The organism is Planococcus citreus, from assembly GCF_003664125.1.
GTDB lineage: Bacteria > Bacillota > Bacilli > Bacillales_A > Planococcaceae > Planococcus > Planococcus citreus.
This window is the reverse complement of the sequence record NZ_RCCP01000001.1, coordinates 1,582,058-1,608,801: the sequence shown is the minus strand read 5'-3', so window position 1 is coordinate 1,608,801 and position 26,744 is coordinate 1,582,058. Positions and strand designations below refer to the sequence as shown.

24 protein-coding genes are annotated in these 26,744 nt (G+C 48.8%); 14 read left to right on the top strand and 10 right to left on the bottom strand.

The window, feature by feature from the left end; all coding sequences use genetic code 11:
* Nucleotides 1-187 precede the first annotated feature (187 nt).
* The gene (locus tag DFR62_RS07950) at nt 188-937 is read right to left on the bottom strand and encodes an SDR family NAD(P)-dependent oxidoreductase (RefSeq protein WP_121299371.1); all 750 of its coding nucleotides are present in this window, start codon (nt 935-937) and stop codon (nt 188-190) included.
* A 269-nt stretch (nt 938-1,206) separates the two neighbouring features.
* Between DFR62_RS07950 and DFR62_RS07945 the strand changes: the two genes are divergently transcribed.
* The 5 genes from DFR62_RS07945 (at nt 1,207) to DFR62_RS07925 (ending at nt 6,043) form a co-directional block, all read left to right on the top strand.
* A complete protein-coding gene (locus DFR62_RS07945) occupies nt 1,207-1,797 on the top strand; it encodes a DUF4230 domain-containing protein (protein ID WP_158290805.1) in 591 nt (196 codons plus the stop codon).
* A 159-nt stretch (nt 1,798-1,956) separates the two neighbouring features.
* Nucleotides 1,957-2,922 carry a nucleoside hydrolase gene (locus DFR62_RS07940; RefSeq protein WP_121299367.1) on the top strand — a complete coding sequence of 322 codons (966 nt, stop codon included), beginning with the start codon at nt 1,957-1,959 and terminating at the stop codon, nt 2,920-2,922.
* A 42-nt stretch (nt 2,923-2,964) separates the two neighbouring features.
* Nucleotides 2,965-3,582, top strand: coding sequence for an NAD(P)-dependent oxidoreductase (locus DFR62_RS07935; protein ID WP_101192075.1), 618 nt, complete (start codon nt 2,965-2,967; stop codon nt 3,580-3,582).
* Between the two features lie 138 nt (nt 3,583-3,720).
* Nucleotides 3,721-5,334, top strand: a complete 1,614-nt coding sequence (gene dcuS / locus DFR62_RS07930) for a DcuS/MalK family sensor histidine kinase (protein WP_121299365.1) — start codon at nt 3,721-3,723, stop codon at nt 5,332-5,334.
* Nucleotides 5,327-6,043, top strand: a complete 717-nt coding sequence (locus DFR62_RS07925) for a response regulator (protein WP_121299363.1) — start codon at nt 5,327-5,329, stop codon at nt 6,041-6,043. Before dcuS ends, DFR62_RS07925 begins: the two co-directional genes overlap by 8 nt.
* Before the next feature lie 104 nt (nt 6,044-6,147).
* Here DFR62_RS07925 and DFR62_RS07920 read toward each other — a convergent pair whose 3' ends face one another.
* Nucleotides 6,148-7,218 (bottom strand): alpha/beta hydrolase, encoded by a 1,071-nt coding sequence (locus tag DFR62_RS07920; protein ID WP_121299361.1) that lies wholly within the window; start codon nt 7,216-7,218, stop codon nt 6,148-6,150.
* 384 nt (nt 7,219-7,602) lie between these two features.
* On the opposite strand from DFR62_RS07920, the gene DFR62_RS07915 reads away from it, so the two are divergent.
* Complete coding sequence (locus DFR62_RS07915; protein WP_241663178.1) at nt 7,603-8,910, top strand: 2-hydroxycarboxylate transporter family protein; 1,308 nt, start codon at nt 7,603-7,605, stop codon at nt 8,908-8,910.
* A gap of 61 nt (nt 8,911-8,971) precedes the next feature.
* Nucleotides 8,972-9,877: an AEC family transporter gene (locus DFR62_RS07910; RefSeq protein WP_158290856.1), complete on the top strand. Its 906-nt coding sequence runs from the start codon at nt 8,972-8,974 to the stop codon at nt 9,875-9,877.
* 80 nt (nt 9,878-9,957) lie between these two features.
* Here DFR62_RS07910 and DFR62_RS07905 read toward each other — a convergent pair whose 3' ends face one another.
* The 5 genes from DFR62_RS07905 to DFR62_RS07885 all read right to left on the bottom strand — a co-directional run bounded on the left by DFR62_RS07905 (nt 9,958) and on the right by DFR62_RS07885 (nt 15,503).
* On the bottom strand, nt 9,958-11,055 hold the full coding sequence (locus tag DFR62_RS07905; RefSeq protein WP_121299357.1) for a hypothetical protein: 1,098 nt from the start codon (nt 11,053-11,055) through the stop codon (nt 9,958-9,960).
* A 183-nt stretch (nt 11,056-11,238) separates the two neighbouring features.
* On the bottom strand, nt 11,239-12,111 hold the full coding sequence (locus DFR62_RS07900; RefSeq protein WP_158290855.1) for a polysaccharide deacetylase family protein: 873 nt from the start codon (nt 12,109-12,111) through the stop codon (nt 11,239-11,241).
* Nucleotides 12,065-12,565, bottom strand: coding sequence for a hypothetical protein (locus DFR62_RS07895; RefSeq protein ID WP_121299353.1), 501 nt, complete (start codon nt 12,563-12,565; stop codon nt 12,065-12,067). Before DFR62_RS07895 ends, DFR62_RS07900 begins: the two co-directional genes overlap by 47 nt.
* Entirely contained in the window at nt 12,523-13,710 is a 1,188-nt protein-coding gene (pgaC, locus tag DFR62_RS07890; RefSeq protein ID WP_241663179.1) for a poly-beta-1,6-N-acetyl-D-glucosamine synthase, read from the bottom strand. Before pgaC ends, DFR62_RS07895 begins: the two co-directional genes overlap by 43 nt.
* A 407-nt stretch (nt 13,711-14,117) precedes the next feature.
* On the bottom strand, nt 14,118-15,503 hold the full coding sequence (locus tag DFR62_RS07885; protein WP_121299349.1) for an outer membrane protein assembly factor BamB family protein: 1,386 nt from the start codon (nt 15,501-15,503) through the stop codon (nt 14,118-14,120).
* A 198-nt stretch (nt 15,504-15,701) separates the two neighbouring features.
* Between DFR62_RS07885 and DFR62_RS07880 the strand changes: the two genes are divergently transcribed.
* From DFR62_RS07880 to DFR62_RS07870, 3 genes are all read left to right on the top strand, one after another.
* Entirely contained in the window at nt 15,702-16,889 is a 1,188-nt protein-coding gene (locus DFR62_RS07880) for a DUF4317 domain-containing protein (protein WP_121299347.1), read from the top strand.
* A 204-nt stretch (nt 16,890-17,093) separates the two neighbouring features.
* Nucleotides 17,094-17,750 carry an RsiV family protein gene (locus tag DFR62_RS07875; protein ID WP_121299345.1) on the top strand — a complete coding sequence of 219 codons (657 nt, stop codon included), beginning with the start codon at nt 17,094-17,096 and terminating at the stop codon, nt 17,748-17,750.
* Nucleotides 17,751-17,821: 71 nt separating this feature from the next.
* Nucleotides 17,822-18,304, top strand: a complete 483-nt coding sequence (locus DFR62_RS07870; protein WP_121299343.1) for a nucleoside deaminase — start codon at nt 17,822-17,824, stop codon at nt 18,302-18,304.
* Between the two features lie 52 nt (nt 18,305-18,356).
* Here DFR62_RS07870 and ahpF read toward each other — a convergent pair whose 3' ends face one another.
* From ahpF to DFR62_RS07855, 3 genes are all read right to left on the bottom strand, one after another.
* On the bottom strand, nt 18,357-19,904 hold the full coding sequence (ahpF, locus tag DFR62_RS07865; protein ID WP_121299340.1) for an alkyl hydroperoxide reductase subunit F: 1,548 nt from the start codon (nt 19,902-19,904) through the stop codon (nt 18,357-18,359).
* Between the two features lie 12 nt (nt 19,905-19,916).
* Nucleotides 19,917-20,486, bottom strand: coding sequence for an alkyl hydroperoxide reductase subunit C (gene ahpC, locus DFR62_RS07860; RefSeq protein WP_121299338.1), 570 nt, complete (start codon nt 20,484-20,486; stop codon nt 19,917-19,919).
* Nucleotides 20,487-20,941: 455 nt separating this feature from the next.
* Complete coding sequence (locus DFR62_RS07855; RefSeq protein WP_121299336.1) at nt 20,942-21,910, bottom strand: sugar phosphate isomerase/epimerase family protein; 969 nt, start codon at nt 21,908-21,910, stop codon at nt 20,942-20,944.
* 201 nt (nt 21,911-22,111) lie between these two features.
* On the opposite strand from DFR62_RS07855, the gene DFR62_RS07850 reads away from it, so the two are divergent.
* The 4 genes from DFR62_RS07850 (at nt 22,112) to DFR62_RS07835 (ending at nt 26,742) form a co-directional block, all read left to right on the top strand.
* Entirely contained in the window at nt 22,112-23,101 is a 990-nt protein-coding gene (locus tag DFR62_RS07850; RefSeq protein WP_121299333.1) for a LacI family DNA-binding transcriptional regulator, read from the top strand.
* Nucleotides 23,102-23,215: 114 nt separating this feature from the next.
* A complete protein-coding gene (locus DFR62_RS07845) occupies nt 23,216-24,196 on the top strand; it encodes a substrate-binding domain-containing protein (RefSeq protein WP_121299331.1) in 981 nt (326 codons plus the stop codon).
* Between the two features lie 64 nt (nt 24,197-24,260).
* Nucleotides 24,261-25,775, top strand: coding sequence for a sugar ABC transporter ATP-binding protein (locus DFR62_RS07840; RefSeq protein ID WP_121299329.1), 1,515 nt, complete (start codon nt 24,261-24,263; stop codon nt 25,773-25,775).
* The gene (locus tag DFR62_RS07835) at nt 25,768-26,742 is read left to right on the top strand and encodes an ABC transporter permease (protein WP_237150650.1); all 975 of its coding nucleotides are present in this window, start codon (nt 25,768-25,770) and stop codon (nt 26,740-26,742) included. The genes DFR62_RS07840 and DFR62_RS07835 overlap by 8 nt, the downstream gene beginning before the upstream one ends.
* Nucleotides 26,743-26,744: the final 2 nt, after the last annotated feature.

Below are 26,744 nucleotides of genomic sequence, written 5' to 3'. Positions count from 1 at the left end.
TCATTTATAGCGTTTACTGAAAAGGTTCATTCTTCTTTTAATGAGAAGAATGAACCTTTTTGCTTTATTGAATTAATCAATTGCTACTTGTGAAAGACTGTAAAAAAAACTTTACTTCACCCGACAGGAAAATAAAGCTCTCTACAGTAAATGGTTAAATTAATCCTATCCTGTTACCTAAGTCTATTTATTTTAACGAGTAGCCGCCATCCACAACGATTTCTGCACCGTTTATATAGGAAGCCTTGTCTGAAGCTAAGAACAGCACGACTTCTGCGATTTCACTTGGTTTCCCGTAGTTTCCTCTCGGGTGTCCCTGGGATTGCTTTTCATAATTTTCTTTTCCGCCATATGCTTTGATGGCCAGGTCGGTTTCTGTCGGGCCGGGGGAGATGCAATTGACCCGGATCCCTTGGTTGGCAAAGCGCAAGGCCGTGCTTTGGGTCATCGCGACAACCGCCGCTTTGGTTCCGCTATAAGCCGGCAGCATCGGATTGACCTTATCGTTTCCAAGGATCGCCGCATTATTAATAACGACGCCATGTTTTTGCTTACCCATCACGGCTAAAGCATATTTCATGTAGAGGAAAATCGCCGTTTGATTGACGGATATCAACTGATTCCAGTCATCCAGCTTTACACGAGACAAGGGCCCCATTCCGATAGACAGAACGCCGGCATTGTTGAAGAGGATCTCGACAGTGTGTCCATCATTTTCAAGTGTGTTAAAAAAGCTTTCGATTTCTTCCGGATTTTCGTTATGGACTTGGTGAAAATGGGCCTTTCTGTCGCATTCACTCTCTACTTGAGCCCCTTTGTCGCTGTCTCTTCCCGTAAAATGAACAGTAGCTCCTTCCTTACAAAAGAAACGAACCACTTCCTTGCCAATTCCATCCGTTCCACCGTTAACAACCACTACTTTGTTTTCGAACATCATCTGATCTCCTCCAAACGTCATAGTAAAGTCATAAAGAATTTGTAATCAGTATATAGCATTCGGATCACTGTAGGAAATTTGGGTATCGCTACTCAAGTGCTATGGAGAGCTGCTTATCATAATTAAATGATTAATTATGTTATTTTTTTCTATTTATTCAATTTTTAATATGTATAATAGTGTAAGAGATTGTTGAAATCTCTGAAATTATTCTGTAAGTATAAAGTGCTTTTCTATTAAATATGGAGAATAGGCAAAGGGGATATAGCATGAAAAAGTTAGCAGTAACTTTAGTATTGGGATTGGTTATCGGGGCAATTGGGGTGTTTGCATTTTTACAAACAAATTTATTTGGCTTCGCTGAGGGGAATAGCTCAGAGACTGGCTTAGTCCATGATCAAATTGTAGAACTGTCGGAATGGACAACATTGAAATATGAATACAGCTATGCAATAGTCAGTCGGGATAACAATAATATTCCATTCACCGACATTAATATTGCCGAGACGATAAAGCTGATCGAGTATTCAGGGTACTTGAAAGCAGGATCGGACCTTTCGGGGCTAGAAGTAACAACTGATGATGGATCCGAAAAAATATCCCTCAGGGTTCCAAAAGCTAAAATACTCGATAATGTGGCAGAAACAGAAAAAGCAAAAGTAACAGATGTTAAAGGTAATATCTTCTCGGATTATCCTTCTCAGAAAATTTTTGATGAAGTAAATAAAAACAAGAAACAAATTGAGGAAGAAAAAATCGACCAAGGCTTACTGGATGAGGCGGACCAGAGAACAGAAGAACTGTTGACTGATTTCTTGAACGCGCAAGGGTATAGTGAGGTCGTCATCGAATTTTATTGATAAAAATAAGCAGGAAGCAATCGAGTTTAACAACTTGGATTGCTTCTTTTTGTATTATATACAGCTTAGTGACGAATGAAGACATGCGCTATCATTTCACTCCAAGCCCCGACTAGCGTAAAATCAAAACCAATAGATGAGAAAAGGTGGTTTTGAGGGATGGCCAGATTGCCGATAATGATCGATACAGACCCTGGAATTGACGATGCGATGATGCTGACTTTGGCGTTTGCGCATGAGGAATTCTTTGATATGCGCTTAGTGACGACGTGTTCGGGGAATATTTCGCAGGACAAGACGAATTATAATGCACGCACCTTCCTCAGTTATATCGGTGCACAGGTTGAAGTGGCGCGCGGTTTGGAGCAGCCGATGTTCCGCGAGCTCGAGATGGCGGAAGAGATCCACGGGGAGAGTGGTTTTGGGAATGTTGAGTTTCCGCCTCCGACTTTGCCAGTGAGCGAACGGCCGGCCGTGACCGCGATGCTCGAGACTTTGCTGGCGAGCGAGGAGAAAATGACCATCGTGGCAACGGGCCCTCTGACGAATGTGGCGGCCTTATTGCTGGCGCATCCGGAAGTAAAGCCGAAAATCGAGTGCATTTCGTGGATGGGTGGAGCGGCAGTCGGCGGCAATATGTCGCCGTCCGCTGAATTCAATGCCTATGTCGATCCGCACGCAGTCGAAATCGTCTTCCGCTCGGGCGTTCCGGTCGTCATGAGCGGCTTGGACGTGACACATAAAGCATTCGTGACGCTTGAGGAAACTAAGAGCATTTTGGCTATCGGGACGGAATTTGCGGAAAAAGCGTACGGCCTTGTTACGCATTATTTGGATGTTATTAAGAGAACTCCTTTTCATGAGGAGAATTACGACCAGGTGCTGCATTTCCACGACGTCTGTGCGGTTATGTATTTATTAAAACCGGAGTTGTTTGAAGGGCAGGATTGCTTTGTGGAGGCTTCACTCGAAGGCATTACGGCGGGTGCGACGGTAGTGGATTTCACGAACCGGACAGGCGAAAAGCCGAACGTCCATGTGTTGCATAGTGTGGACCGGGAAGCGTTCGTTGCGGAATTCGTGAAAGCCGTAAAAGTCATTTCGGACCGCGTGGAATCTCGTTGATTCGACAGCTCGACAACTCATAAGAAAGCAAGGTGAAGCGTGATGAAAATCATCATATTCGGGGCGACGGGCGGCGTGGGCCAATCGGTCGTCAAGCAAGCATTGGAGCAAGGCTATGAAGTGACGGCGTTTGTACGTACGCCGGACAAATTGAAAGTGACCGGTGAAAAGTTAACGGTAGTGCAAGGAGATGCGTTCCACGTGGAACAAGTGGCCGCAGCGATTGCCGGCCATGACGCGGTCGTATCCTGTTTGGGCTCGAATCAAGGGATGAAAAAGTCAGCGGATCTGCAAACGATGGCGAAAAATATCGTGGCTGGCATGCAACAGCATGGCGTCAAGCGCATCGTTTACACGGCATCTGCAGGAATTAACGATGAACTCCCAGGCATTGGCGGAAAGTTGATGATGGGCGTGCTGAAGCAGGTGCTCATCGATCACCGCGCCGCTGTCGATGCCATTCAAGAAGCTGGACTGACCTATACGATCGTCCGGCCGATGGGCTTGACCAATGATTCCTTTAGCGGGCAGTACCGTGAATCTGAAGAAGGCGTTCCGGGTAAATCGAAAACCATTCCGCGCGCAGACGTGGCGCATTTTATCGTCAAAGCACTGGGAAATGCAGAGTATGAAAACAAGTCTGTGGGGATTGCGACTTGAATCCTCGCCAAGACGAGCAGCTGCAAATATTGCGGCTGTTTTTTGGTTCATTTCCACGATTTTCTTTATTGAAATTTTGGCTTATAGTAGAAACATCTGTTTACAAGAACTTTTCCGCAGCAAAGAATGAGGTGCATCATGGCGTTTTTGTCACGATTTAAATTGAGTACAATCATTATCTCGTTTGTGCTATTGGTGGTGTTGGTGTCGCTCGTGATTACCAATCTGCTGGTGGCAGATACATCGGGCGACCGGATCGAGCAGCAGCTGGAAGATAAGGCCGTCAGCATTTCCCGCACCGCCGCAGAGTCGCAAGTGATTCGCCAAGGCTTGGAGAGGGAAGCGGCGGAAGCGAATATACAGGATTATGCGTTGGCCGTGCAACAAGCCGCAGACGTGTTGTTTGTCGTCGTCATGGACATGGACGGCATCCGCAAATCGCATCCGAACCCGGACAATATCGGCAAGGGGTTTGCCGGGGGCGATGAACGCCGTGTACTAGCAGGCGAGGAATACACGTCGCGTGCGGAAGGGACGCTCGGGCAATCGGTCCGAGCGTTCACGCCGGTGTTTGATCAAGACGATAAACAAATCGGCGCGGTCGCAGTCGGTATTTCCTTAGAGGAAGTGGAAGCGGCGATCGGGCAAAACCAAAAGACGCTATGGATTGGTTCGTTAAGCGGTTTATTGTTCGGCATTATCGGCGCATTGTACTTGGCGCGATATATCAAAAAGAGCCTGTTCGGGCTAGAGCCTCCCGAAATTGCGCGCATCCATGAAGAACGCAACCAAATGCTTCATTCCGTTTACGAAGGTGTCATCGCGATCGACCAACATTCACGCATCATGCTCGCCAACCGGTCGGCGAGAGAGCTGTTCGAAAAAGCGGGCTTCACGGGCCGTGAGCCGATCGGCAAGGAGATCCATGACTTTCTGCCAGGCCTCAAGACGCACCGTGTATTGCTTGAAAAACATACCGTTTTGGATGAAGAGCAGGAGCTTAATGGCCTGTCGATCTTGTCGAACCAAGTGCCTTTATTGGTAAATGGCCAAGTGATCGGCGCGATGGTGACGTTCCGGGACAAGACGGAAATCGATTTGCTTGCCGAACAATTGACCGGCGTCGAGATGTATGCGGAAACTTTGCGGGCGCAGTCGCACGAATTCATGAATCAACTGCATGTCTTGCTCGGCTTGATTAAAATGGAGCAATACGAGCAAGTGTCGCAGTTTATCGCAAAATTGGTCGACCACCAGGCCGTGGAAGTCGGCAATGTGACGCGTTCCATCAAGGATCCGGTGCTGGCCGGCTTTATCCTCGGGAAAATCAGTTTTGCGAGAGAAGCACAAGTGGAACTGATGATCAGCTGCGAGACCGATATCCCAAAACCGGACGATCCCGCGGTCACGCACGAGCTGATCACAATCATCGGCAATGTGGTCGACAACGCGATCGATAATGTCCAAGAGACCCAACACAAGCGGGTGCACGCCGCATTTTCCTATATCGATGAATTGCTGACAATCACGATCAGCGATACAGGAACGGGGATCGACGAGGAATTGCAGGAAACAATATTCGAAAAAGGCGTCTCCAGCAAGGAAGGCTACCACCGCGGATTCGGATTGCATTTGGTGAAAAATAGCGTAGACCATCTCGAAGGCTCGATTGAAGTGGTCTCCGAGAAAAACGAAGGCACGACCTTCGAGTTGGTGCTGCCGTATGAAGCAAGGGGTGAAACAGATGATTAAGGTAATGATAGTAGAAGATGACCCGATGGTGGCTGCCTTGAACCGGCAATTTGTCGGGCGCATGGACGGCTTTGAGGTGATCGGCGCCGCCGAAAACGCCCAGCAGGCCATCGCGATCCTCGCGGAGTCGGACATCGATTTGGTGTTGCTCGACATCCATATGCCGGGACTCACCGGCATCGAATTTTTGCAGATGCTCCGCGAACAACAGCAGGATCTCGACGTCATCTTGATCACGGCGGCCTCTGAAATCCAGCAAATCCAGCACGCCTTAAGGCTTGGGGCTTCCGATTATTTGATCAAGCCCTTCGAGTTCAACCGTTTCCAGGAAGCACTACTGCAATACCAAAATAATTTTCATAAATTGAACGATAATAAACAAATCAGCCAGCAGGAAATCGACAGCCTGCTCGGCAGAAAACAGACGCCCGTTTCGGCGTCAACGACTGTCCAAACCTTGCCAAAAGGGCTGACCAAAACGACCTTGCAGACCCTCCGGCAAGTGATCTTGTCGAACGAAGCCGCGGTATTTTCGACAGATGAACTGGCGCAGTCGGCTCATATTTCCAGGGTCTCCGTCCGGAAATACTTGAAATTCCTCAGCGCTATCGGCTATTTGCAGGAAGACTTGACCTACGGGGTAGGGAGGCCCATCTATCAATACCGATTAAATCCCCAAGGTGCCAGCCGCCTCGATCCATATCTATAAAAGCATCAAAGCCGTGCTTTATTTTCATGTGTAATCACAAAGAACCCGGCAAGCTTATCTTAAAAGCTTGCCGGGTTCTTTGATGTCATAAATTTGAAAAGCCTTTATTTTTGTAGCACCTCTAAAAAATGCCGGGAAACTTCTTTGACCGCATCGGCTGCTTGAGGGTAGTAGCCGAGCTTTCTGACAAAAGCATGATCCATCCCCTTGTATTTAAAATGACGGACTGGAATTCCTGCTTCGAGCAGTTGGGCGGAAAACTCTTCTCCTTGAATACGCAAAAAATCAAACTCTGCCGTGATCATCGTGAGTGGCGGCATCTTGGTTTTATCGTGGCGCAATAGCGGTGAAACAAGCGGCAGAAACACATCTTCTAGATTAGTCAGATAAAGCGTCTGAATGAAACTAAGGGAATCTTTCATGGTCACCAGCTCCTGGCGAATCAATTCATAATCTTTCGACATATCGTAATGCTTTATGTTCCAGGAAGTTCTTGATACATCCGATAAATCCACCAGTGGGCAAAGCATCCCAAGGTAACGGCATTCCCATGGTGCCTCTAAACTTAGCTGCTGGACTCCGAGCGCCAAGTTGCCCCCGACACTATCTCCCACAATTCCCATTTGGTCGACGTCAATCTGAAACTCTTCAGGGTTTTCATAAATATACCGGGCAGTTTCAAAACAGTCGTTCAGTCCGTCTTGATAAGGGTGCTCCGGCGCAAGGCGATATTCCACCCCGACCACTACTGAATTGGCCTCCTGTGCCAAAAACTTGCAGATATTTTCCATGACATCCATATCGCGTTCAAAAAAACCGCCTCCGTGAAGATAAATGAGGACCGGCTTTTTTTCTGAGGTGCGGTTATAAATATTTAAAGGGATTTTGCGGCCTTCCATGGATATTTCCGAGGTTTCTGAATGAATTCCGTTGCTTAAATCTTTGTTATTTACTTCCACTCTCTTGCGGGTAATCTCCAGGTCATCGACTTCGAGCGGGCGCCTGCCGTGCGGATCAGCTTCGGTAGTAAGGAATTCTTTTACTCGGGGGTCTAAACCTCGGCTGCCTTCTTGAAAAGGAATTTCCTTATTAATGATAGCTAATTTCTCTTTTTTTGAATGTGTCGTATTTTCCTGTAATCGTGCGGTTAGCTCTTCTTGCGTATGGCTCATCATGTATCATCCTCCTTAGCAACATAGCCAATTGTGAGTGTGTGGACTATCCTAGCTGGTAAATGCCTGAAATACCGACTTGTTTTGAACCGATCTCTACTGGAATTTTTTCTGAAAAAGCCCCGTGACCGAAAAACAATATTTCCTATTTATATTCACTTGTTTCTTTAAAAAGAAACATAGAATGAAGCAATCAAAAGATCTCTCCATCGTTATTTCGGGAAATACCTACCATCCGCAACCAATTCTTTTTCGGCTGCTTTTTTTAATTACAATAAAACCAATACTTTCATAAACTAGAAGTTGTCTGAAATTTGTCTAAAATATGAAATACATTGAAAGCGCTTACCTGAATAGCGCAAGCTCAAGAAAACGAGGTGTCCAACGATGAAGGAAACAAATAAGGTTCCGCCGCAGTTGCCGGCGAGAAATTTGAAAGACAAATTCACGATTTTCAATGTGCCGATTCTATGGTTCGGGGTTTTCGCAGCCATTGCGATTTATGCGATGTATACCGAAAACTTGCCGGCCGGCATGATCGGTGCCTTGCTCATTACCATGGTGCTCGGTGAATTATTGGGATGGTTCGGCAATCATATGCCGATCGTCCGCACATTCCTTGGAGGCGGCGCGATTGTCGCTATTTTCGGATCCGCCTATATGGTCTATAGTGGTCTTATGCCTGAAAGCACAACGGCGGGGATTACGGAATTCATGAAAGATGGCGATTTCCTCAACTTCTATATTGCGGCTTTGATTACCGGCAGTATTTTAGGAATGGAATCGAAGATCTTGGTAAAAGCGGGCGTCCGCTACGCCTTGCCATTGCTTGCTGCGGTGGCAGGAGCGGTGGGTCTGGCTGCCTTAGTCGGTATGGTACTAGGATTCAGCGTTCAAGAAGCAGTGCTCGTGATCGCCATGCCGATCATGGGGGGAGGCATGGGCGCAGGCGCTGTGCCGATGTCCCAAGTGTATTCCGAAATGCTTGGCAATGAACCTGGGTATTATTTATCGATACTCGTCCCAGCTTTGGCGCTCGGGAATGTCTTCGCCATCATCTTGGCGAGTGTGTTGAACATGATCGGCAATAAATACCCGAGCCTGACGGGAAATGGCCAGTTGATCCGCAATTTCCATTACGAGAAAAAAGAAACGCCTAGCTACGATTTGGCGAAAATGGGAATCGGCGTCTTGGCTGCGGTGTCGTTCTATATTTTAGGGAATCTATTGGGTGATTTTATCCCGCTTCATCCGTACGCCATCATGATCATTTTGGTGGCAGCGCTGAAAGTCGCCAATGTCATGCCGGAAATTATCGTAGAAGGCGCGAGCCAGTGGTATGAGTTCGTGGCGCGCAACTGGACCAACGCCTTGCTAGTGGGCATTGGGGTCGCGTATACGGATCTCGAAGCCGTGCTGAATGCCTTGAGCATTCAATACGTGCTCATTGTCTTGGCAGTCGTGATTGGTGCCGTCGTTGGAGCAGGAGTCGTCGGGAAATTCATGGGCTTCTATCCGATCGAAGCGGCCATCACTGCAGGGCTATGCATGGCAAATATGGGCGGAACCGGCGATGTCGCGGTACTGTCTGCGGCAAGACGCATGGAATTGATGCCATTTGCGCAAATTTCGTCCCGTCTCGGCGGCGCGTTGATCTTATTATTGGCCAGTATATTTATACCGTTTTTCATTTAATTAATTATAATCTGAGGGAGGGGAGAAATCCTTTCCCTCTTTCTGATGGAGAGTGAACGCCGTGATTGTCAGTGAAATCATCAATGTCATTTTGCCGGTCTTTATTTTGCTCGGCATCGGCTTTTTTGTTGGCCGATTCATGGACATCGAAAAGAAGCCGGTGTCGGATTTGTGCATCTACGTGTTCAGCCCGGCCTTATTTTTCCATTCCGTCACGACGTCATCATTGGACTTAGGGGATTTAGGAAGAATTGTGCTGTTTGCCGTATTGTTATTCGCTCTCTTTGCGGTGCTCATTAAGCTTCTTGGAATCGTATTTGGGTGGACTCTGTCGTATCGCAATACGATGATGCTCGCGAGCGCATTTCCGAACACCGGGAATTACGGCTTGCCGATCGTGTTTTTCGCTTTCGGGGACGAGGGGATGGCGATCGCCATTATTTACGTCGTCATGCAATCCTTGCTGATGAATTCGGCTGGCATCTTTTATGCCTCAAACCATGATGATGTTTCGAAGAAAGCGATTTTCATTACCATCATCCGCATGCCAGGGTTTATTGCCATCACAATCGGGCTGGTTCTGAAAATAGCGGGAATCGGGGTGCCTGAGGCGCTCGGCAATGCCACGGGATTGCTCGGGCAGGCGGCGGTGCCGGTGCTATTGACGCTGCTCGGAATTACCTTGGCATCGATTCAGATCAAGACCGTGCTGAAGTTCATCGGGACGGCGGCTGTGTTGAAATTGGCCGCGTTCCCGGCAATCGCGTTCGTGCTGCTGGCCTGGCTGTATCCGGGAGGGGCGCTGGAAGCGAAAGTGCTGCTCATTTCTGCGGCAACTCCTGCGGCTGCCACGACGACGCTTTTGGCCATCAAATTCAATATGAACCCGGACATGGTATCGAGCGCAATGTTCGTCAGCACCTTGGCGAGCATCGTTACCATTCCGGCATTGCTGTTGATCCTTTAAAACGGCAAGTGCCTGGACAAAATAAATAAGGAGTCATCCCTAAGTTGCTTGGGGATGACTCCTTATTTTTGTACGTGGAATTATTGAGCTGCTTCGTCCAACTCCACCGTCACTTCCTGCAAGCCTTCCTTGTCCAAAGTCGCAAAATACACACGGCGGTCATCGAGGAACACGCCGGTGGTACCGGACGTTCCCCAGTTGATATCCAATGAATTAGAAGAATTCAACTGGAGCTGATCATCCGAAATATGGACTGTGAAATAATTCGCGGGCAGCTGCGGGAAAACCAAGGTATTTCCTTCTATGGCAGGGGCGGCTTCCCGGACCAGGCGGGGGGAATCGATTTGGTCGAGGAGTTCTCCTTCTTTTGACAGCAATGATAAAGTGCCGCCTTGATCTGTCTGGGCAGCGACGACGTATTGTTGTGCTTCGGGTACATAAGAAACGCTGTAAATATAAAATTCCACTTGTGGTAATAATTCGGTTGGCGCGACGGTCAGTTCGTTTGCCTTTGGGTCATAAACGGCGAAACGGAGGGAGGCTTCGCTCGCATCATCATTGAATTGCTGCCAAACGAGCAGCGCATTGTCGTCGGAAGCGGCAAGCATCGGCCAGCTGTCGCGGTCACCTGCTTGCGATAGTTTGATGTCATGCAACACGTCTCCATCATCTGAAACGGTGGAGACGATGACTTCCTTACCCGAACCGAGGTCATTTACACCGCCGCCGTTGACCCAGCCGTGGGACCAGAAAAGGACGTGCTGCGCATCAGTTGAAGCCGCATGCCCGGAATGTCCACCATCCAGCAAGGTGCCTTCATGCAATAACTGCCAATTGTCATCATAGAGCTTATAGCGCTGGGAAACATTATTTTTTGAATCATAGCCGTCCTCGTAGGTGATGATGCTCGTTTCATTGGTTGAACTGGCACTGACCGGCTCTTGTGCTTCCGGATTGGAAACAAGTGTGTCGAACTGGCTTTCGCCGATTTCTTTTTTATAAATATCGTGGGTCCAGCCATCTTTGCGCTGTTCCTCACTTTTTTCGGACCATAGCACCGAATTTCCGACGATGGATACGCCGTGTGCATATTTCCTTGTATCCTCAGCTGGCTGGGCAGGCTGCATGGAACAGCCTGACAGCAGGAGGGAGGCTATCAGGGTAAGCCAGTTTTTCATTTTCATTCCGCCTTTACGATACGTTTTTCAGCGTGGCGGGAGAAGCGGGTAGGGGAACGGCCGGAATCAGATGAATAAGATCATCAACCAGTTCATTGAATAAAAAAGGAAAGCTCCCCTATAGAAAGGAGCTTCCTTATAAAGCATGCAGCAGCCATAACAGCTAGGGATCGGCTTCAACTCTTAGTTTTTTTCCAAGTAAGGAAGCAGCACATCCTCAAACGTAGTCTGGTTGACGATGATCCGGTTAATCCAATAATTATCATCATCCGGGCGAATGACTTGAGGGGCTAGGATGTGGCCAGCTTCAAGGCCTTGCTCTTTCAAGATGCGTGCTACGGGTTCATTGGTATCGCCATAGGGATATGCAAAGCTTTTTATGGTGACATCCAATTCCGACTCAATCGTTTCGACGCTTTTCTTCAGGTCTTCCCTGAATGCGTCCGCTTGCTCTGGAATTAAAAAGACAGGCGTGTCGCCTTCGAAGCGATGCATATCATAGGTATGGGAGCCGAAATCCGCCAATCCGCTGTCTCTCATTTCCCGCAGCTGATCCCATGTGGCCATTTCCAAGTTGCTGAAGTCTTCATTGCCTACTTGCCCGGCAATGACGAACATGGTGAATGGCACGTTTGCTTCTTTCAGTATCGGAAAAGCGTTGTCATACACCGACACGTCAATATCATCAAATGAAATCCACACACATTTTTCAGGAAAATCGCCATCTGCTTTCGCTTTCAATAGCTGTTCTTCATTCAGGAAATTGGCACCCGCGTCGACCAAGACGTCAATTTGCGACTTGAATTCGCTTTCCAGCACGCTGTATTGTACCAGTTCATTGGATTGCAGCACACTGCGCGCCGATTTGACGAATAAGTCATCATCCTGGACGCGGTGATAATTCAGTCCAAGGCAGCCATCTTCGATCAATGTTTCCGGGAAAGACATGGCGGGCTTGTCAGCTGAGAATGCCTCGACAAAAAGCTCTTTCCGCGACAAGAAAAACAGGCTAATTAATGCGATAATGGTCGTCCAGATAAAGATCTTTTTGATCAACACTCTCACCTCCAAGAGGGACAATCGGATTCGTTTCAAAAACGGCATAGTCTTCACTTTGCAGTTTCTCGATCGCTTCTATTTTCATCAGCCCCAACGATTGGAGTTCGGCATTGCTTGCCGGGGTAGGGTAGCGCCGTCTTCTCAAGGTGCCGAATCTCTTTTTATTGTAGACATGATTCAGGTACAGCAATGCATAGAACAGCAGGAAGACGCCCACGGCTGCCGCAATGAACAAGCGGATGTCTTGGTTGACCATGTTAAAGGAAGAATTCATGACCCGTGTCAGGATATTATTGAAGCCGAAAGTGGCCGAGACGATGAACGAGACCACCAATACACTATAAAGCCAGCAAAGCATGGAAAAGATGAAATCGACGCTGGCGTAGAGCCAGGAGCGCTTGACGACAATCAGGAAACTTTCTTCTTCATACCGCGGTCTGGGCTGTTCCATACAGCGTAACCTCCTTTTAGGCGAGATGAGATTGTTTTTGGGATGGCTGCGATGACGACAGCGGTATTGATCATCCAATAAATGGCCGGATACCAAGCGGCCCAGAAATAGTATTTCAATTTCCCGTTATAGCGGGAGTCGATGGACAGGGCGATGAATAATTGAATGAGGCTGATGAACACCAAGGCGAAGGAACTGAAGGTGAACCAGAATAGCATTTCCTGCAGCGTAGTAGCCGTGAACAATAATAATAGCGTGATGAACAGCCAGCAGAAAGCCCATAGGATGCTGAACCATTGTTCGAGATACACAAGCCAGATTCTGCGTTGTTTCCAGTTGAACAATACTTTCCAATGGCGCAGGATGACTTCCTGCCCGCCTTGCGCCCAGCGAACCCGTTGTTTCCAAATGCCCGATACTGTTTCTGGCACCAGCATCCAACACAGCGCACGGGGTTCATAGCGGATATCCCAGAAACGCTTTTGGAGTTTCCAGCTGACCGCGATGTCTTCGGTGATCATGTCGCGGTCCCATAAGCCGACATCGACGAGTGCTTTTTTGCGGTAGGCGACGACGACGCCGGAAACGGTCATCACTTTTCCGAGCAGCCTTTGTGTCCGCTTGATCGCCCCGATGATCGAAGCGTATTCGACCAGTTGCATCCGGCTCAGCAAATTGTTGCGATTGCGGATCGTGGGGTTGCCGGTGACAGCGCCGACCCGTTCTCCTTGTTTGAAGAACTGATGGATCAAATAATAGGGAGCGGTATCGGCCAGCATGGCATCCGAATCGACACATACGAGGTATTCGCACCTAGAAGCGAACAAGCCGACTTGCAACGCGTTCGCCTTGCCGCGGTTTTCATGCAGCTGGATAGCCCGCACGTCACCGTACTGCTCCGACAATTTTCTGAGGATCCCGCCCGTCCCATCTTTAGAGCCGTCATTGATTAAAATGATTTCCTTTTTCGGGTAAGACAGCCCCACCAAGTTGCGGACGGTTTCTTCAATGGTTTCCTCTTCGTTATAGCAAGGAACCAATATGCTGATCATGGGCCAGTCGAATGCTTCAATATCCAAAGGCTCGCTTTTTAACTCTTTAGTCCTGAGGAAAAGGATAGAACCAGCTATCCAAAACAAGGCCATTGCGAAGGGATATACAAAAACATATCCAGTGATGAAACTATAAGGTCCAGAGAAAAGTTGTGAAAAATCCATGATGCGCCTCCTAACAAAAATGTTTGATTTTCTCAAATATTTAAATAATTTAGTTGTGAGTATAACGGTGGTAGTTATAAAGTGTCAATGAAATTTCCAAATAATTAATATTTAATTTACAAATAGGTAAATATACTTGTGTTTTATTCAATATTAATAAAATAATGTTATGCTGATTGCCTTTTTATGCGCATTCAGACTCTTCGCTTGATGATTTATTGGTAAAAAAAGGAATTCGCGTGCCAATGGCCGCAACAAAAACAGCCTGCGCCACATGAATGTTGGGCACAGACTGTTCGTTATGGGTCGCTATTCGCTAGGGGAAAGCCGTAGTTTCAATTAAACCGGATCATGCTCACATAGCCATCCAGGCTCGACAGCAATACTTCGATTTTGCCGTCTCCGTCCAAATCCCCGGCAAGCGGCGTGCCTTCAATCCCGCCCTTGACATGGACTTGGCCGAGTTCTTTTCCGTGTTTCGCCAGAATCGTAAGTGTGCCCATCATATCAGGCACCAGAATTTCATCATGTCCATCTGAATTGATATCCAAAACAGTCGTCGACCCTCGCATATTTGCAGCCAGGTAGGTCCGCCAAATAGTATTCGCTTGGCTGTCCAAGCAATAGACGAAGCCAGCCAATCCGCCGAACACGACCGCTTTTTTTCCGGGTTCGTAATCGAAGACTGTCGCTCTTGAATTGGTTTCGCTGGTCGCCCAAACCGACCAATCCGTCGATTTGTATTTCGTCTCGCCCGTTACGCCGTCCAAATAAAGTGTCCGGCCACCGCGTCCGTTGATGATGTATTCGAGCATGCCGTCATCGTCCATATCCGCATAGCTCCCGAAACAGTCGATGCCAAATCCAGCATGATTATGCCATTTTAGTTTCCCGGTTTCAGCATCTAAGCAATAGACATGCTCGTCGATGCTATTGAACAGGCATTCCAGCTTTCCATCCCCGTCGATATCCACGATTGCCGGAAACGGTTCGTTCTGTTCGAGTGAACTGAATTTCCATATCAATTCACCTGTGCTGGCTTTCAGTTTGACGCATTGATTATCAAAGGAAGTCGTGTAGAGATACCAGGCATCCGCTTCTTCGACCAGCTGGCCGGCATGCTGGTAATAAACGTCGGATTCATGAAAAGGATGTATCTCGTAAGTTGAGGTGGCATCAGGCACGGTATCAAATGCTTCTGCGATCCAAATGACGTCCGGTTCGACGCCGCTGATTTTCCGGCTTTGCCCTGCGCCGGTTCCGGAAACAATGGCGAGCTCGGCGTGGTTGCTATCCGTCCTCAGAAACGAATTGGCCGCCCAATGTTTCGTGGAATCGGTAATTCCCCATTCATTCGCCGAAGTGACTTGGCCGCTGCCTTCCCGGTAATAGAGGTTCGAATGGAACCACATCCTTTCGCCTTTTTCATCCAAGCAGTAAACATGGCCATCGTGGGAAGCGCCGAAAATTTCGATTTTGCCATCTCCGTTGACGTCGGCTGCTTGGGCACGCCCGTAATTTGGCGCGCCGAACAGGTATCTCCACAGCAATTCGCCGGTTTCCACTTTGCGGACATAGAGATACCAGTCCCAGGACTGGTAGATGACGACTCGCTGCCCATTGCTGAAACGGGCAACGATGGGAGTGGAGTAGATGGGCTCGTCGCCGGTTTTCACTTGCCATACTATTTCATGTTTGAAATTACTGGTCATCTCTCGCATCGAATCATCTCTCCTTATGATTTGTCGGTCGGCTGCGAATCGGTTGTAAATGCGTTTTGATTTAATTTACACAGGAGAGGGCACAATCCCTGCATCCTCTCTTCAACTGGTATAATGGAGCAGTGTCAAAAGCGCAGGCTTTCGATGCTCTTTTTTTGCAGAAACATGGATTTTATTAGCTGGGAGTTGGAAATAGAGATGAACAAAAAAGACATTGCCGAGATCCGCAAGCAATTCAAGTTGGAGACGGATTTACTGAAAATCGCCGAAATTTACAATGTATATATCAAGCAGGACACAAGCGAGATCTTCCACGAGGAGAGCCGTTCATTTTCCTTGCTCGACCGGGAGCAGCAAGAGCTGTTTTTGGCCAATTTCAAGAAAGTGCTCGCCGGCAAGCTCGACATCAAGCTGTTCGAAGTAAAATTCCAGCGCCCGGAAGAAGGGCAAGCGGACCATACGCAGCATTTACTGTACGAAGGGCTTCATGCGGACGATGCAGAAGGCTGGAAAGGCAATATGCAGCGCGTCGCTTTGAAGATGGTCGAAGAAACGCCATACGAGAAAGACATGGTCATCACCTTTATCCGCGGCACGTATTTCAAGACGACGAAACGCGAACCTGACGAGACGGAAGCCGCCATGCGCGACGAAGTATACACGACGCCGTTCGTCCTCAGCAGCATGAACCAGACCGAGCTGCCGAAATCGTCGCTGGTGTTTGATTTTATCGAAAAGGAATTCAAGTCGAACATCATGGCGGACCCGGTCATCAAACTGTCGTCTCCAGTTGGCGGATTCTTGTTCCCGAGCTTTACGAACAATGCCGCAGACGTCAACCGCATTTTGTATTCGGCGGCGAAAGCCAATAAGCCGGATTTCCAGTTTATCGAAAACGTGCTGAACGGCGACGAAATCACCACCGCAGAAGACGATAAAGTGGTGTTCGAAGAAATCGTTAAGCACGTCATCGGCGATGAGGTCAATTCGAGAACGCTCGCGGGTGTCTACGACGAGATCAACAGCATGCTTGAAGTGGAAGCGGAAGACGAGGACGAGCCGGCGCCGATGCTTGATTCCAAGGAAGTCGAACGCGTCTTGAAGGCAAGTGGCATCAAAGACATCAGCACGGAGAAAGTGGAACAGGCTTTCCAGCAAGTGACCGATGACCGCCAGTACGAGATGAAAGCAAGCCACATCGTGCCGAAATACGGGGCCAAATCGATCAAGATCAACACGAAAGTCGCGGAAATCAAGATCGGCCCCGAAGACTTACGTTACGTCAAACAAGTCAATTACAATGGCCGGCGCTGCATCCTGATCGAAGTTGAAGAGGATACGGTCGTGGAAGGGTTTAAGTTATTGGCGGAGGAAGAGTTGGAATAGGACAGGCCTGTTAGAAACAGAAGGCGCTGCAGTGCATATGCATTGTGGCGCCTTACGCATTTTAGAAACAACGGCTTCGGATAAAGAGGACTATTCCTTTGTCGCTAGAATTGAAATAGAGAAAGTACAATACGAATAAAGCAGGATCAGCCCCCTTGTTCACCTTACATACGATTCGCAGAATTTAAAAGAGGAGGGAGCAAGATGGCGAGCAAATTATCAGCAATCAGTATAGCCTGTGCTGTAACTTTGACGGGCTGTGCAGAGCCTGTAGAAGTGGAAGAAGTCGTGGTGGCGCAAGAAGACGACGGAATGGTTTTGGATATCACGGTGCCGCAAGTGGAAGGGCTGGATGGATTCAATGAAGAGGCGTTGAGGCTTGGTGAACAGTTGGAGGCGCAAACCAGACAGTCTGAACAAGCAGTGACGGAAGGATATACGGATGTGCATGCAGACGGAGAAATGAATTTTGAGACAAAGCTTTTGGATACTGAAACCATTAGCGTGTTGTTAAATGGAGTTTTATACGAAGCTGGTGCAGCGCATGGATATACTTACAAAGAAACGTTGAACTATGAATTACAGTCAGGTTCAGCTATCAAAATGATCGATTTATTTGAAGGAGAGAATTACGAAGCCAACCTTTTAGCTGCGGTGAATCAAGAGATGGAGGCGAGTGGACTGAAAGAGAACTTATCTTTTCCATTCGATCAAATTAAAGAAGGACAGCAATTCTATTTAACCGAACAAGAGTTAGTTTTAGTGTTTGACCAATACGAAATCACTTCAGGATCTATGGGGCCGCAAGAAGTGGCCATTCTAAAGAGCGAGTTAGAGAATTTAAAAGATATTTATAAATGAAGAACTGGGTGGATCAAAATTTTTATGCAGGTGGGATATACTGGATGAGGAGCATTTAAAGGAGGACCACTATGATAACTGAAAAAGATTTACAGTATTTGAAGCGCTGCGTCGAACTCGCCGAACAGGCACTTGAAAAAGGGGACGAGCCGTTTGGTTCCATTCTCGTATCGGCGCAGGGAGAGGTGCTGTTCGAAGACCATAACCACGTAGCAGGCGGCGACCATACGCAGCATCCTGAATTTGCGATTGCGCGCTGGGCGGCGGAACACATGGCGCCAGATGAGCGGGCCGAAGCGACCGTCTATACGTCGGGTGAGCATTGCCCAATGTGCGCCGCGGCGCATGGCTGGGTCGGGCTCGGCCGCATCGTCTACGCGAGTTCGTCGAAGCAGTTGTGCGAGTGGATGCAAGAGCTCGGCGCCGAGCCTTCGCCTGTCCGCAATTTGTCCATCCCGGAAATCCTGAAAGACCCGAACGTCGATGGGCCAGTACCGGAGCTTGCGGAACAAGTGCACCAGCTTCAACAGCGTTTGCACGAAGCTAAACAATAAGCACATAAAAAAGGACTGCGAAGAAATTCTCTTCGCAGTCCTTTTGTCTTTATTACACCAAAACAGGGATATCGCTTCGGATAAGGTGGTCGAACGCGCTCAGTGAAGCCGTTGCGCCAGAGCCCATCGAAATGATGATCTGTTTGTACGGGATGTTCGTGCAGTCGCCTGCTGCGAACACGCCCGGCATATTCGTTGCGCCGCGCTGGTCGATGACGATCTCGCCGTGCGCTGTGCGCTCGACGAAGTCACCGAGCCAGTCGGTGTTTGGCACGAGGCCGATTTGGACGAAGACGCCGGATAGTTCGACATGCTTTTCTTCGCCGGTTTGAAGGTCGATATAGGAAAGGCCGTTCACTTTATCGGTGCCGGTAATTTCCTGTGTGCGTGCATTCGTCAGCATCGTGACGTTTGGCAGGCTCTTCAGGCGGTCCTGCAAAACGGAATCCGCTTTAAGCTCTGCGTTGTATTCCAGCACCGTCACGTGATTCGTGATGCCTGCAAGGTCGATCGCCGCTTCGACGCCGGAATTGCCGCCGCCGATCACCGCGACGTCTTTGCCGGCAAATAACGGGCCGTCACAATGCGGGCAATACGCCACGCCTTTGTTCTTGAATTCCTCTTCGCCAGGAACGCCGATATTGCGCCAGCGGGCACCTGTTGAAAGAATGACGGTCTTGCCTTTGACGACAGCGCCGTTTTCGAGTTCAAGCTCGTACAGCTCTTTTTTCTCCAAGCGTTTCGCACGCTGCAAGTTCATCAGCTCGATATCGTATTCTTTCACATGCTCTTCGAGGCTTGCCGCAAATTTCGGGCCTTCCGTGTGCTTGACGCTGACGAAGTTCTCGATGCTTAAGGTATCCATCACCTGGCCACCGAAACGCTCCGCGACGATGCCTGTGCGGATGCCTTTACGCGCCGCATAGATCGCCGCGCTGGCACCAGCTGGGCCGCCGCCGACGACGAGCACGTCAAACGGATCTTTGCCTTCGAATTCGGAAGCGTCTGGTGCGCTGCCGAGTTTCGCAAGCAATTCTTCAAGCGACATGCGGCCGCTTGCAAACGATTCGCCGTTCAAGAAGACTGTCGGAACAGCCATGATGTCTTTGCTTTCGACTTCTTCTTTGAAGGCAGCCCCATCGATCATCGTATGCGTGATGTTCGGGTTGAGGACGCTCATCAAATTAAGTGATTGCACGACTTCCGGACAGTTCTGGCAGCTCAGGCTGATGTAAGACTCGAAATGGTATGTGCCTTCGAGTGCTTTAATCTGTTCCATCGTTTTTTCGTCGGCTTTCGGCGCACGTCCGCTCACTTGCAATAAGGCAAGGACGAGCGACGTAAACTCGTGGCCGAGCGGGATGCCGGCAAAAGTGATGCCCGTTACTTCTCCAGGGCGGGTGACGCTGAAGCTTGGGGTTCTCTCAAGCTCCGTGCGCTCCATTTGAATGCGCGGGGACATGGCGGACAGTTCTTCCACCAAATCGACCATATCTGTTGATACCTTATCGGAGCCGGCGCTCACTTGGAGCAGCACGTCGCCTTCCAGTAGCTGCAAGTATTGCTCTAATTGAGATTTGATTTGCGCATCTAGTATCATTGTCAAAACTCCTTAAATTTTGCCTACAAGGTCAAGGCTTGGCTTCAATGTGTCGCCGCCTTCTTCCCATTTAGCCGGACATACTTCGCCTGGGTTGTTGCGCACGTATTGTGCTGCTTTGATTTTGCCGACAAGCGTGCTTGCGTCGCGGCCGATGCCGTCTGCGTTAATTTCTGCAGCTTGGACAATGCCTTCTGGGTCAACGATGAATGTGCCGCGCTGTGCAAGGCCTTCTTCTTCGTTAAGAACATCGAATCCGCGTGAAATGCGCTGCGACGGGTCACCGATCATGGTGTATTCGATTTTGCCGATTGCATCTGAATGGTCGTGCCAAGCTTTGTGAGTGAAGTGAGTGTCTGTAGAAACAGAGTATACTTCCACGCCAAGCTCTTTCAATGTTGCGTATTGGCTTTGGAGGTCCTCAAGTTCAGTTGGGCAAACGAACGTGAAGTCTGCTGGGTAGAAGCACACAACGCTCCATTGGCCTTTCATGTTTTCTTCTGTGACCTCAATAAAGTCGCCGCTCGCCGCCTGGTAAGCTGACGCGTTAAATGGTTGGATTTCTTTTCCGATCAAAGACATAGAATAATTACCTCCTGAATGTTTTTTTAGAATGACCACAATCGATAACGCCAAAAAAAATAATCGAAGTGGTGGCTTCAATTAATATCGTTATCTGATTATAATAATTCTAATTCTATTTCCATTGTCATATGAAACGAAGATTTTGTCAAAGAGAACCCTAAGGTGTAAACGCTTTCTAGTGAATACTAATGAAAATCTCATAAACAAGCAGTTTTCCCGGGAAATAAACAAATAGAAAGAACGGTAAAGATTGTGAAATTAATAATTATTAAATATTTCAGAATAGGGTTAATAAGAATTGGCGGGAGTGATTTCTCAATGCTGAGCCCCAACTGATAGAAGAGTAGGAGAGTTGAAAAAGGGGATTTGATTGAGAAAGGCGCAAAAAAAAAGCGGGCTCCGTTTAAGAGACCCGCTTTCTATTGCACGTGAAGCCAGGATGCATCCTGGAGCTACACCCACCACATCTCATCCACCGATTCTTTGACCATGACCGGCTTCAAATTCTCCACTGCTTTGGTGAAGCCTTCGTTGATCGACATCAAGCCGTCTTCATGCTCGATGCTGACGACGTAATCATAGCCGTAGAGGCGCAAGGTGCTGACGATGTCGGCCCAAGTTTTTTGCCCATGGCCGAATCCAACGGTGCGAAAATACCAAGCGCGGTCTTTCATCTCAGAGTAGTCGGTCATATCGGTCAAGCCGTTGCGGTTGGTGTTTTCCTGGTCGATGATGGTGTCTTTTGCGTGGAAATGATGGATGGCGTTTTCCCGACCGAGAATCTTAATCGCTTCGACCGGGTCGATGCCTTGCCACCACATATGGCTCGGGTCGAGGTTCGCGCCGATAGACGGGCCGCATGCTTCACGCAGGCGCAGCATAGTCGCGGGCGTATGGACGGAAAAGCCGCCGTGCAGCTCCAAGCCGATCTTGACGCCAAGTGATTCGGCCAAGGAGTTTTTTTCTTTCCAATAAGGAATCAATTTCTTTTCCCATTGCCAGGCGAGCACTTCCTGGAAATCGTTCGGCCAGGCAGCGACCGGCCAGTTTGGGTATAGTGCGTTCTCGTGGTCGCCCGGGCAGCCCGAGAAGGTATTGACGACCGGCACCTTGAGCTTGGAAGCGAGCTGCATCGTCTTGACGAGCAGCTCATCAGCCGCCCCGGAAATATCTTTTTGGGGATGCAGCGGATTGGCGTGGCAGCTGAGCGCGCTGATGAAGAGGCCGGCATCTTCGATTTGCTTCAGGAAAGCTTGCTGCTTGTCTGCGTCTTCAAGCAGCTCGTCCAATTTGCAATGGCCATCGCCCGGATATCCGCCGGTGCCCAGTTCGATCGCTTCAATGCCTTTTGAGGCCACATAAGCCAGCATATCTTCAAAGTTCCGATCAGAAAATAAGACGGTAAAAACCCCCAATTTCATGAAAAACCCTCCATTCAAGTTTTCAGATTATACTGACATGTAAACCATTACATTCTTAACATATAGAATAAAACAGTGTAAATCAATATATTTCACGCAATAAAAATAGTTATTGACAGATAATTCTGAACAAATTATGATGAAAATGTAAACGATTTCATTTCATAACAGAAGTGTCGCGTCAGAAAGAAGGAAAAGCATATGGCAAACATACAACAAGTAGCGAAGCATGCAGGGGTTTCAGTCGCCACGGTATCCCGGGTATTGAACGGCCACGACAAAGTAACGGCCAAAACGAAACTGAAAGTGGAGGAGGCGATCCAGTACTTGAACTACGAGCCGAGCATGCTCGGCAGGAATTTACGAAATTCGGAAAGCCGCATTGTGCTGATCTTGATTCCGACGATCTCCAACCCGTTTTATTTTGAAATCATCAAAGGCATCGAGAATATGGCGCTCAGCCAGAATTACAGCATCCTGTTATGCGAAACGGATTCCAAGCCTGAAAAGGAGGAGATTTATTTCGATTTGGTGCGCAAAAAAATGGCGGATGGCATCATTTCGATGGATCCGGCAGTGAATGTCGAGACCTTGAAAGAACTCGCGCAACATTACGCCATCATCCAATGCAGCGAATATGGGGGCGGCATCGGCATCCCGTATGTCACGATCGACAGCGAGGAAGCGTCTTACCGCGCCGTAAAGCATTTGATCCAGATCGGCCACAAAAAAATCGCACTGATGAATTCCGACGAAAAATTCCTATATGCCAGGGAGCGGCGGATGGGCTATGAACGGGCATTGCGTGAACACGATATTCCGGTGAATGGCGATTATATTTTCTACACGCATGAGCTCGGGTTCGAGCAGGGTCAGATGGCGATGAAGAAAATACTGCGCCTTGAAGACCGGCCGACTGCGGTCTTTGCGGTATCGGATCTACTGGCGATCGGTGCCTTGAAAGAAATCACTGCCGCCGGTTTGCATGTGCCGAATGATGTCGCGGTCGTCGGGTTCGACAAGATCGATTTCTCCAATATGACCAATCCGGCATTGACCACCGTCGCCCAGCCAATGTACAAGATGGGAACGGTCGCGGCACGTATGCTGATCGAGAAAATCCAAGGAAAAACCGTCGACAGCGTAGTGCTGGGTCATGAACTGGTCATCCGGGAATCGACCACCGGCTAACGGGCTCAAACCGGCGCTTGCTTATCATGGGGATGGTAGAAAGAACGCTGGTCCCGAGTAGTAATGTAATCGATTACATTTAACGGATCCATACAAAACTAAGGGGTGAATAAAGTGAAAAAACTATTGCTCATTTTATTGTCTTTCGTAACGATTTTTGGACTTGCGGCATGTGGCAGCACAGAAAACGAAAGTTCGGGTTCAACGGATGAAGGTTCAGGCGATGGAGATATGACGATCGGCATTTCGCTTCCTTCGGCAACGCACGGCTGGATGGGGGCTTTGATCGACAGCGCCGAGAAACAGGCGATGGAGTTGAAGGAATCAGAAGGCATTGACTACGTCATGACCAACGCAGCAGACCCGAACAAACAAGCAAATGACGTGGATGATTTGATCGCACAAGGTGTGGACGTCATCGTCATGCTGCCGATTGAATCCGCAGCATTGACCCCAGTCGGCCAGAAAATCAAAGATGCAGGCATCCCGCTCGTCATCGTTGACCGCGAACTGGAAAACGATGCAGCGACAGTGGTCGTCAAAGGGGATAACGAAGGAATCGGCGTCAATGCCGGCAAATACTTCGTCGAGCAATTGAATGGCGAAGGGAAAATCGTCGAAATCACAGGACCGCCGAGTTCGGTAACGGAACAGCGTGGATCCGGATTTAAAGAAGCAGTTGAAGGACAAGAAGGCATGGAAATCATCGCTTCACAAAGCGGCGACTTTTCCACTGAAAAATCATTGGAAGTCATGCAGAACATTTTGCAGGCCAACCCTGAAATCGATGCCGTTTTCACTCAAGATGATGGCATGGCATTAGGCGTCATGCAGGCCATTAAAGAAGCAGGCCGCACGGATATCCAATTCGTCACAGGGGCAGGCGGCGCGAAAGGCGTGTTCGAAGACATCCAAAACGACGGGCTGATGAAAGCGACGTTCCTGTATTCACCGACGATGGTCGAAGATGCGGTGACGATCGCTGGCGATTTGGCGCAAGGCGAGGAACCGGCTGAATCGATGGTCGTCAAGGAAGCGACGCAAGTGACCAAAGAAAACGTGGATGAGTATTACGATCCGGAATCGAAATTCTAAGCCAATAGCCGGGAAATGCAGTGGAGCCATTGCATTTCCTCTTTTCCTATAAGGAGGTTAAGACATGACTTCGCAGCCTTTCGTGGCGATGAACCAAATCGAGAAATCATTTAACGGCGTCCCGGTTTTAAAGAAAGTGACGCTGGAAGTGGAAAAAGGGGAGATTCATGCCTTGCTTGGGGAAAACGGCGCCGGCAAATCGACGCTGATGAATATTTTAGGCGGCGTCCACCAACCGGACAGCGGGCAGATCTTCATTGAAGGCAAACAAGTAACTATGGCGAACCCGCACATTTCCCAGACGCATGGCATCAGCTTTATCCATCAGGAATTGAATATGGTCGGCGATTTGAAAGTGTATGAAAACATGTTTCTAGGTTCAGAAATTCGCAACAAGGCCGGATTTTTGAACGTGGAAGAAATGTGTCGCCAAACGCGTGAGATCTTGGCGGAACTGGGCGTGTTTCTCAATCCGAAAGAATATGTGCGCAATCTCGCCACGTCCTATAAGCAATTGATCGAGATTTCCAAAGCACTGCTGCATAAATCACAGCTCATCATCATGGATGAGCCGACGACATCGCTCGCGGAACATGAAGTGGGCCGGCTGTTCGAATTGATGCGCAACTTGAAGAAATCCGGCGTGTCGATCATTTATATTTCCCATAAATTAAAGGAAATCCAAGCGGTATGCGATCGCTACACCGTGCTGCGCGACGGCCAGTTAGTGAAGACGGATGACATGCAGAGCGGGAATTTAGAGGAAATCACCAAGCTGATGGTCGGCAAAGCAATTTCACAGGAGCGCTTTGTCCATGAGCACGAATTCGGCGAGATGGCACTGGAAGTCGAGCGCTTAAGCAGCCCCGGTTTATTCAAGGATATCGATTTCACGGTCCGAAAAGGCCAGATTGTCGGATTTACAGGACTTGCAGGAGACGGCCGGACGGAGCTGTTTGAAAGTTTATTCGGCTACCGCAAAAAATACACGGGCACCATCAAAGTGAAAGGCAAAGCGATGAAAATCACCCATCCGCGAACGGCATTGCAAGCGGGCATGGGCTATGTGCCGAAAGACCGCAAAGAAAATGCCATCATCAAAGATTTGAGCGTTGTCCACAATATGAGCTTGTCATCGATGGGCAATTTTGAGCGATGGGGCTTTATTCAAGACAAGCGGGAGCTGGAAAAGTTCAGCAACTATGAAAAAACCTTGAATATCAAAGTGGCCAATCCGCGCATCACCATCGACAAATTGAGCGGCGGCAACCAGCAAAAAGTAATCATCGCCAAATGGCTCGAAGCGGATACCGATATCCTGATTTTCGACAACCCGACACAAGGTATCGATGTCGGCGCCAAGCAGGAAATCTATCAGGAGATCCTCGAACTCGCCAAACTTGGCAAAGCGATTATCATCCTGTCATCAGAAGCCCCTGAAGTGTTGCGCATATGCCACGTCATCAATGTCATGTACCACGGGGAAATCACGGCCAGGTTTATGGGCGATGAGACAAACGAAGAAGAAATCATGCATTATGCCACAGGCGCGAAAAGGGAGGGAGAGCACATTGGATAATATCAACACAAAGGAATACAGCCCTGAATCTCCAAGCATGAAAAGCAGGCTGTCCTGGCTATGGTCGGAATACAGCGTCATCATTGCGTTCATCATCATTTTCATCGCTGCTTCCGTGATGAATCCGAGGTTTCTCGATATCAACAACCAATTGAACATCCTCATGCAAGTGTCGATCATCGGCATCATTGCGCTGGGGATGACGGTCGTCATGCTGTCAGGCGGCATCGATTTATCGGTCGGCTCTGTCCTGGCGCTCGCCGGCGTCATTTCCGTCTTGGCATTGAACGCATCCGGCAGCATTTTAATCGGCGTGTTCACGGCCTTATTGGTCGGGGCGTTCGCCGGATTCCTGAATGGCCTGATGGTTGCGAAAGGCAGGATCGCGTCGTTTATCGCCACACTCGGCATGATGGCCGCGGCCCGTTCGATCGCACTGTATATTGCAGAAGGCGGCAGCGTCTCGGGCGAAGTGAGCGGATTCACCGCCATCGCCAATAACAATGTATGGATTTTTGATTTGCCGGTGCTCATTTTCTTCGCCATGGCGGTGCTGATTTATATCGTCATGCACAAAACGCGGTTCGGCAGGTACGTCTATGCGCTCGGGTCGAATGAAAAAGCGGCGATGCTGTCCGCTATCCGTGTGGACCGCATCAAGATCGGCGTCTATACGCTGATCGGGACGCTGGTCGGCGTTGCGGCGGTCATTGAAACGTCACGGTTGAACTCGATTTCGTCTTCAAGTTCAGGCGCGCAATATGAACTTGACGCCATTGCGGCCGTTATCATCGGCGGCACGCGCATGACAGGCGGGCGCGGTAAAATCATCGGCACGATTTTCGGTATCTTGATCTTGGGCATCCTCAACAATATGATGAACTTGATGAATGTTTCGCCCCATCTGCAGGGCTTTGTCAAAGGCTTGATCATCATCATTGCCGTCGTGTTCCAAAAAAGAGAATAGGA